The 7,853-nt window shown below is 47.4% G+C and carries 8 protein-coding genes; all 8 read right to left on the reverse strand.

Annotated features, from left to right (window positions below; translation table 11 throughout):
• Position 1 precedes the first annotated feature (1 nt).
• Positions 2-862, reverse strand: coding sequence for a nucleoid occlusion protein (gene noc, locus P9687_RS00685; RefSeq protein WP_013860897.1), 861 nt, complete (start codon positions 860-862; stop codon positions 2-4).
• Between the two features lie 144 nt (positions 863-1,006).
• Positions 1,007-1,723 (reverse strand): 16S rRNA (guanine(527)-N(7))-methyltransferase RsmG, encoded by a 717-nt coding sequence (gene rsmG, locus P9687_RS00690; RefSeq protein ID WP_017552562.1) that lies wholly within the window; start codon positions 1,721-1,723, stop codon positions 1,007-1,009.
• A 64-nt stretch (positions 1,724-1,787) separates the two neighbouring features.
• Positions 1,788-3,677: a tRNA uridine-5-carboxymethylaminomethyl(34) synthesis enzyme MnmG gene (gene mnmG, locus P9687_RS00695; RefSeq protein ID WP_260832180.1), complete on the reverse strand. Its 1,890-nt coding sequence runs from the start codon at positions 3,675-3,677 to the stop codon at positions 1,788-1,790.
• Positions 3,678-3,883: 206 nt separating this feature from the next.
• Entirely contained in the window at positions 3,884-5,269 is a 1,386-nt protein-coding gene (gene mnmE, locus P9687_RS00700; RefSeq protein ID WP_328228684.1) for a tRNA uridine-5-carboxymethylaminomethyl(34) synthesis GTPase MnmE, read from the reverse strand.
• A 301-nt stretch (positions 5,270-5,570) separates the two neighbouring features.
• The gene (jag, locus tag P9687_RS00705) at positions 5,571-6,194 is read right to left on the reverse strand and encodes an RNA-binding cell elongation regulator Jag/EloR (protein ID WP_014096606.1); all 624 of its coding nucleotides are present in this window, start codon (positions 6,192-6,194) and stop codon (positions 5,571-5,573) included.
• A complete protein-coding gene (gene yidC, locus P9687_RS00710) occupies positions 6,191-6,979 on the reverse strand; it encodes a membrane protein insertase YidC (protein ID WP_014096605.1) in 789 nt (262 codons plus the stop codon). The genes jag and yidC overlap by 4 nt, the downstream gene beginning before the upstream one ends.
• Positions 6,980-7,085: 106 nt before the next feature.
• Positions 7,086-7,430, reverse strand: a complete 345-nt coding sequence (gene rnpA / locus P9687_RS00715) for a ribonuclease P protein component (RefSeq protein ID WP_014096604.1) — start codon at positions 7,428-7,430, stop codon at positions 7,086-7,088.
• Between the two features lie 98 nt (positions 7,431-7,528).
• Entirely contained in the window at positions 7,529-7,663 is a 135-nt protein-coding gene (gene rpmH / locus P9687_RS00720) for a 50S ribosomal protein L34 (protein WP_003397591.1), read from the reverse strand.
• Between the last annotated feature and the right edge of the window lie 190 nt (positions 7,664-7,853).

A 7,853-nucleotide genomic window follows, 5' to 3' on the forward strand; every position in this document is an offset into this window, starting at 1 on the left:
TTTATTGGGATTTCGCCTTTTTCGGGATCCGAATCGTAATTTGATAGTAGTCCTCGAAATCTTCTTCTTTTGAATCGAGATTGATCCCGGAATCGGTCACCATGGAAACAGACTGGCGGATCGTATTGACGGCAATGCGCATATCTTTGCTGAACGCCTGTCTGCGCGGCTTTGCTTTTTTTTCCGGCTTATTCATCATACGGGTGACATAATCTTCCGTTTGTTTCACATTTAAATTTTTTGCGAGTATTTCATTGAGGACGCGAACCTGCTTTTCCGCCTCTTTTAAAGGAATCAATGCCCGTGCATGGCGTTCCGTGATCTGTTTTTTCAAAAGGGCTTCCTGCACTTCCGGGGGCAATTTCAAAAGGCGCAGTTTATTTGCAACCGTTGATTGTCCTTTGCCAAGGCGCTGTGCCAGTGCTTCCTGGGTCAAATGGTGAAGTTCCAAAAGCTTTCCGTAAGCCATCGCTTCTTCAATCGGCGTCAGTTCTTCGCGCTGTAGGTTCTCAATTAAAGCAATCGAGGCTGTTTCCGTATCGCTCATATTCTTTATGATGGCAGGCACGGTTTCCCAGCCCAGTTTCCGGACAGCCCGGAATCTTCTTTCCCCCGCAATGATTTCATACTGGCCTGCTTCGTATTCGCGGACGACGATTGGCTGGATGATGCCATGGGTGTGGATCGTTCTTGCAAGTTCATCTATTTTCTCTTCATTAAAAATGGTCCGTGGCTGAAACCGGTTCGGGATAATGCAGGAGACGGAGATATTTTTAATCTCTTCATTTTCATTCTCTGCTTCCAGTTCTTCTTCCCCGATTTCTTCCTCCACTCCGAAAAAACGAGAGAAAGGATGCTTCATTCACTGTACACCACCTTATAAATTCTCCCTAACTACTTATTCTCTATTATAAGACAAGTTCCTGCCAAACTCCCGGCGATTTTTCGAACAATCTCCCTCATTTTAGCGCATCATCCCGATTTCCGGCACGGTAAAACGCCCGCCTTATTCAAGCGGGAGTTTTACCGGGGTTCCCGGTTTGCGCGGATATTTTTTCGGCGTTTCCTTTACCTTTTTGACGACAATCAGGTTTCTTTCACTTTCTTCAACCGGCAAGGTAAAGTTGTATACATTTTCCGTTTGTCCGCCGAGGAGACGGATCGCTTTTTCCGCTTTTTCGAGCTCTTCTTTGGCATGCTGGGCTTTCATCGCGATAAATCTGCCGCCGGGTTTCACAAGCGGCAGGCACAGTTCGGAGAGGACGGACATTCTGGCGACCGCCCTTGCCGTGACCACATCGTATTGTTCGCGGTGTTCCGGTTTTTTGGCAAAGGTTTCAGCCCTGTCGTGAAATAGAAAAACTTGTTTTAAACCGAGCGCTTCTGTTAAATGCCCGAGAAATGTAATCCTTTTTTGCAATGAATCGACAATCGAAAGCCGGATTTCCGGAAAACAGATTTTTAACGGGATGCCCGGAAAGCCGGCGCCGGCGCCGACATCACAAACGTGCAGTGGGCCGTTAAAATCGGTAAAAAAGGCGGCTGTCAGCGAATCATAAAAGTGTTTGAGATACACTTCCCCTTTTTCCGTAATCGCCGTTAAGTTCATCTTGTTGTTCCAGTCAACAAGCCATTCATAATACGTTTCAAACTGCTGCTTTTGTTCCCCGCTTAAGGTGATGCCTTTTTCAGCCAATAATGGAATGAATTGTCCGCTGTCCATTTTTCCATCCTTTCGATTGATATGTAAAAAAAGAGAGAAGCCGGAAAAACCCGGGCTTCATGCCTTATCCAGGGATTTTTGCAATTTTCCCCTGTTCAATGTAGACAAGCAAAATTGAAATATCAGCCGGATTTACGCCGGAAATGCGCGATGCCTGGGCAATCGAGATCGGGCGCACTTTGTTTAATTTTTGGCGCGCTTCCGTTGCCAGCCCGTGGATCGCATCATAATCAATATCAGACGGGATTTTTTTGTCTTCCAGCTTTTTCATCCGTTCCACTTGCTGCAATGATTTTGCGATATAGCCTTCATATTTGATCTGGATTTCCACCTGTTCTTCCACTTCAGGCGGAAGTTCCGTTTCAGGCGGCACAAGCGCTTTGATATGTTCATACCGCATTTCCGGCCGTTTCAGGAGATCAGCGGCGTGGATGCCGTCTTTCAGTTCGCTTCCTCCCGCTTCCCGGATCAGTGTCTGCGTTTTTTCATCCGGTTTCAGAATGACGGATTTCAAACGCTTGATTTCCGCTTCAATCGCCTGTTTTTTCGCCGTAAATTTCCGGTAACGTTCTTCGGAAATCAAGCCGATTTTATAGCCAATTTCAGTCAGCCTGAGATCTGCATTGTCATGGCGCAGCAGCAGGCGGTATTCGGCACGGGAGGTCAAAAGGCGGTACGGTTCGCGCGTTCCTTTTGTGACCAGGTCATCAATTAAAACACCGATATAAGCATCGGAACGGCCGAGGACAAGTTCTTCTTTCCCCAGTGCTCTCTGCGCTGCATTGATGCCGGCAATAATCCCCTGCCCGGCTGCTTCTTCGTAACCGGACGTCCCGTTGATTTGGCCGGCTGTATAAAGGTTCTTCACTTTTTTCGTTTCGAGTGTCGGCCACAGCTGGGTCGGCGTGATCGCATCATATTCAATCGCATAACCGGGGCGCATCATTTTTGCATGCTCCAGCCCTTCAATTGAGGCCAAAATTTCCCTTTGCACTTCTTCCGGCATGCTTGTTGAGAGCCCTTGTACATATACTTCTTCCGTGTGGCGGCCTTCCGGTTCCAGGAAGAGTTGGTGGCGGGGCTTGTCATGGAAGCGGACGACTTTGTCTTCAATCGATGGGCAATAACGCGGCCCGGTGCCTTTAATCATGCCGGAAAACATCGGCGCGCGGCCGAGATTGGCGTCAATAATGGCATGGGTACGTTCATTGGTGTAAGTCAGCCAGCAAGGAAGCTGGTCCGTGATCATCTTCGTCGTTTCATAACTGAATGCCCGCGGTTCCAGATCGCCCGGCTGGATTTCCGTTTTGCTGTAATCAATCGTTTTGCCGTTTACGCGCGGTGGCGTCCCGGTTTTAAAGCGGACGAGGTCAAAGCCGAGTTCTTCCAGTTTTTCAGCGAGGGCAATGGAAGGCTGCTGGTTATTCGGGCCGCTTGAATATTTCAGTTCCCCGATAATAATTTCGCCGCGCAGGAACGTGCCGGTCGTCAGCACAACCGTTTTGGCTGTATATTTTGCGCCGGTTTTTGTAACAACGCCTTTGCAGACACCGTCTTCAAGTACAAGTGCTTCGACCATCCCTTGCAAAAGCGTCAAATTTTCCTGGTTTTCGATGGTTTTTTTCATTTCACGCTGGTACTCGACTTTATCCGCCTGGGCCCTGAGCGCCTGAACGGCCGGCCCTTTTCCAGTATTGAGCATCCGCATTTGAATATAGGTTTTATCGATATTCCTGCCCATTTCACCACCGAGTGCATCGATTTCGCGGACGACGATCCCTTTTGCCGGACCGCCGATCGACGGGTTGCACGGCATGTAGGCAATCATATCAAGGTTAATCGTGATCATTAACGTTTTGGCACCGATTCTTGCGGCGGCCAGGCCTGCTTCACAACCGGCATGCCCGGCGCCGACTACAATGACATCATAGTCTCCTGCATCGTATTGCCGCATGCTTATCACTCCTTTATTTTATAAAATCAACGGGCAAACGCCCTCCGCTTTTCTTTGTCTAGCTGCGGCTCCTAGCGGCTAGCGGATTTTTACGTCTTCTCCTTTCGATAAGCGGGCATCGATTCGCCTACCGGCTCATCGTGTTTCCTTTATCTCGGTCGAAGACTACAAAATCCGTACGCCGCTATACAGTCGCCTCCGCTTTTCTATTTCCCGAGGCAGAATTGGGAGAAGAGTTGGTTCAGTAAGCTTTCCTGGACGGTGTCGCCGATGATTTCGCCGAGCAGGTCCCATGTCCGGGTCAGGTCGATTTGGATGATATCAATCGGGGTGTTGGATTGAATGCCGTTTTGCACATCTTGAATGGCTTCCAATGCCTGGTTCAAAAGCGCAATATGGCGGCTGTTTGATACATATGTCAGGTCGCCTGTTTCCATCTGCCCTTCAAAATACATCGCAGCAATCGCATCTTCCAATTTTTCCATGCCTTCCTCTGTTACAAGCGACGTGGTAAGGATTTTCGCGCCTTGTGCAAGTTCGCGGACGCTTTCCATCTCCACTTGATGCGGCAGGTCCCACTTATTTAAGATGACAATCACATCCATGCCTTCCACCGCTTCAAACAATGCCTCATCTTCCGGGCTGAGCGGCTCGGATGAGTTGATAACAAGCAAAATCAAATCCGCTTCCTTGAGCGCTTTCCGCGAACGTTCCACACCAATTCGTTCCACGATATCTTCTGTTTCGCGGATGCCTGCGGTGTCAATCAGGCGCAGCGGCACACCGCGGACATTGACGTATTCTTCGATCACATCGCGTGTCGTGCCGGGAATATCGGTGACAATTGCCTTATTTTCCTGGACAAGGCTGTTTAACAATGATGATTTTCCAACATTCGGGCGGCCGATAATAGCCGTTGACAACCCTTCCCGCAAAATTTTTCCCTGATGCGCTGTCCGCAACAGTTTTTCAATTTCATTTTTGATGTACTGTGCTTTTTCTTTCAGCATGCGGTGCGTCATCTCTTCAACATCGTCGTATTCCGGATAATCAATATTGACTTCGATATGCGCGACGACTTCCAGTATTTCCTGGCGCAGCTTTTTGACCAGTTTCGACAATCTGCCTTCCATCTGGCCGATCGCCACGTTCATCGCTTTATCCGTTTTGGCGCGGATTAAATCCATGACTGCTTCCGCCTGTGAGAGATCAATGCGTCCGTTCAAAAACGCCCGTTTTGTAAATTCGCCCGGCTCGGCAAGGCGCGCACCATTTTTTAAAACGAGCTGCAATACCCGGTTTACAGCGACAAGCCCGCCATGGCAGTTGATTTCCACGACATCTTCGCGCGTGAACGTTTTCGGCGCTTTCATCACGCTCACCATCGCTTCCTCAACGGTTTCTCCAGTGTCCGTGTCGACAATTTTCCCATAATGGATCGTGTGCGAAGGGACATTCACTAGTTTTTTTCCGCCGACACCTGCAAATAATCGATTCGCAATCGCAATCGCATTTTCGCCGCTTAGCCGGACAATCGAAATCGCTCCCTCTCCCATCGGCGTCGAGATCGCCGCAATTGTATCCATTTCCATTTTTTCACCCCGCTTCCTTTTTTGGTCATTTATATAAAAGATTGGCATTCTGTTTTCTTTTTTTCACCTAACGTAATAGAATACCAAATTTTTTCGTGAATACAAGCGATATGTTCTTTTCCACAATCCACAAAAAGCCGATAATTCCATTTTAACTTATCCACATGTGAATAACAACGGCAGAAAAAGCTGATTGCTCCAGGTTGTGGATATGCTGGTTTTTTTCAACCGGCAAAAAAGCTTTCCGTCCAGAGGGTGCGGCTAAAAAAAAGCCTCCCCCGGTTTCCCGGAAGGAGGCCGTTCAACGCTTTGCCAAATCAATGACAACATAACGTTTTGGTTCATTTCCTTCTGAATAGGTGATGACCTGTTTATGATGAGCGAGCGCACTGTGGATGATTTTTCTTTCATAGGATGGCATTGGCTCGAGCTTTACCGGCCGTCCGGTGCGCAAAACCTGGGCAGAAAGCCTTTCCGCAAGCCGGGTTAGCGCCTCTTCCCGCCTTTTCCGGTAATCGCCGATATTGAGCATCACTCTTTCATAATGCGGATAATACCGGTTCGCTGCCAGCTGCGTGAGAAACTGCAAAGCGTTTAATGTTTGTCCCCTTTTTCCGATCAGCAGTGGAAGATTTTCGCCTGTCACGTTAATATGCAATGTCCGGTCATGTTCTTCGAATTGAAGGCCGGGGGAAACCCCCATTTTTTCGATAATATTGCGCAAATATGAGAGCACTTGCTCAACCGGCGTCTCTTTCAGCCGGACATGGACCACTGCCGGTTTCGCGCCGAGCAGACCGAATATGCCTTTTTTGCCTTCATCAAGAATCTCAATCTCCACATTTTCTTTTTCCGTTTCAAGCTCGCGAAGGGCCTGGTTGACAGCATCTTCTACATTTTTCCCTGTTGAAGTCGTTTCCTTCATTTTTTCGTCCCCCTGGCTTTCGCGTTTTGGACAGGCATACTTGCAGTAGGACTTTTAATGAAATACGACTGGACAATCATGAAGATGTTCCCGACAATCCAGTACAGCGGCAGCGCGGACGGAAGCCCCACGCCGATTACAATAATCATAATGGGCATAAACCAAAGCATCATGTTCATTTGCATTTTCATTTGCGGATTTGCATCATAATTTCCCCCGGACATCATCACTTTTTGCTGGAGAAAGGTGGTGATCCCGGCAATCACAGCAAGCACATAATCCACGGATCCGAGATCAAACCAAAGAAAAGCGGATTCGCGGATAGCCGGCGTCCGGTTGATGGCATGGTAAAATCCGATTAAAATCGGCATTTGAATTAAAATCGGCAGGCATCCTGCGGCAGGATTGATATGGTACTCCTGATACAATTTCATCATTTCCTGCTGGAGTTTTTGCCGTGTTACCGCATCTTTTGAGGCATATTTTTCCTGCAGTTTTTTGATTTCAGGCTGGAGTGCCTGCATGGCTTTCGCACTTTTTAACTGGGTGATATTCAGCGGCAAAATGGCAAGGCGGATGATAATCGTAATCAAAATAATGGATAGCCCATAGCTGCCCCCCAGAAATTGGGCTGCCTTTATAATCAGCCAGGATAAGGGATATACAATATACTGGTTCCAGATTCCTTTGCTTTCCGGTGTGATATCCTGATTAAATTCCGTACAGCCGGCCATCACGGCGGCAAGGGCAAGTACCATTCCTGCCAGAAAAAACTTTTTTCCCAATCGTTTGTCCTCCCCTGTGTGAGATTTCAGCAAAAAACGCTTACTTTTTTAGATGATCCAAAGCAGCCGGATGCTGCCACACGCCCTGGCACTTCTTTCTTTTATTCTAACTTTTTTTAAGGACATGGGCTATTTTCAGGACATGGATTAAGCTCTTCTTGACTTCATGGTAATTCATCTCGGCCGCCGGTTTTCTGGCGATAATAATATAATCATATCCGGGCGGGATGTCTTCTTTCAACTCTAAAAACACTTGCCGGATATATCTTTTGATTTGATTTCTTTTGACGGCATTCCCCAGCTTCTTGCTGACGGAAAGCCCGATTCTGAAATGTTTTCGGTTTTCCTTTTCCAGCACGTATACAACAAACTGGCGGTTTGCGAACGACTTCCCGTGCTTGAAAACCTCCTGAAATTCTGTATTTTTTTTTATCCGATAAGATTTTCTCATATATACTCCTTCTGACCTGCCAACAGTGATGCAGTGAAAAAGCGGTGACCCCGAAACCGCCTTTTTTGTTAAAAAAAACCACTGAGACTTTTCAGTGGTTATGCGGATAATACTTTTCTTCCTTTGCGGCGCCGTCTTGCCAATACTTTGCGGCCGTTTTTTGTACTCATGCGCGCACGGAAGCCGTGGACTTTGCTTCTTTTTCTTTTATTAGGCTGATAAGTTCTTTTCATGTATGACACCTCCTCGAGGGAATTCGTTCGAATGATAAACGACAGTCTATATCATTATAATGACGAACTTTCCTGCTTGTCAAGGCTCTTCAAAACTTCGTATGTGTCAAGTTTTTCTCGACAAGGTTTAAATATCGGGTATTCCAAGACACTCTTTTTGTACACTTTCGGCTACCGTGCTTTACTTGCT

The sequence above is a fragment of the Weizmannia sp. CD-2023 genome, assembly GCF_036225245.1.
GTDB lineage: Bacteria > Bacillota > Bacilli > Bacillales > Bacillaceae_C > Weizmannia > Weizmannia faecalis.

What these genes read in the sequence shown, in the direction of transcription:
- rsmG (WP_017552562.1), bottom strand. Translation starts at nt 1,723, where the DNA reads ATGGACAGCGGACAATTCATTCCATTATTGGCTGAAAAAGGCATCACC.
- rnpA (WP_014096604.1), bottom strand. Translation starts at nt 7,430, where the DNA reads ATGAGAAAATCTTATCGGATAAAAAAAAATACAGAATTTCAGGAGGTT.
- mnmE (WP_328228684.1), bottom strand. Translation starts at nt 5,269, where the DNA reads ATGGAAATGGATACAATTGCGGCGATCTCGACGCCGATGGGAGAGGGA.
- jag (WP_014096606.1), bottom strand. Translation starts at nt 6,194, where the DNA reads ATGAAGGAAACGACTTCAACAGGGAAAAATGTAGAAGATGCTGTCAAC.
- noc (WP_013860897.1), bottom strand. Translation starts at nt 862, where the DNA reads ATGAAGCATCCTTTCTCTCGTTTTTTCGGAGTGGAGGAAGAAATCGGG.
- mnmG (WP_260832180.1), bottom strand. Translation starts at nt 3,677, where the DNA reads ATGCGGCAATACGATGCAGGAGACTATGATGTCATTGTAGTCGGCGCC.
- rpmH (WP_003397591.1), bottom strand. Translation starts at nt 7,663, where the DNA reads ATGAAAAGAACTTATCAGCCTAATAAAAGAAAAAGAAGCAAAGTCCAC.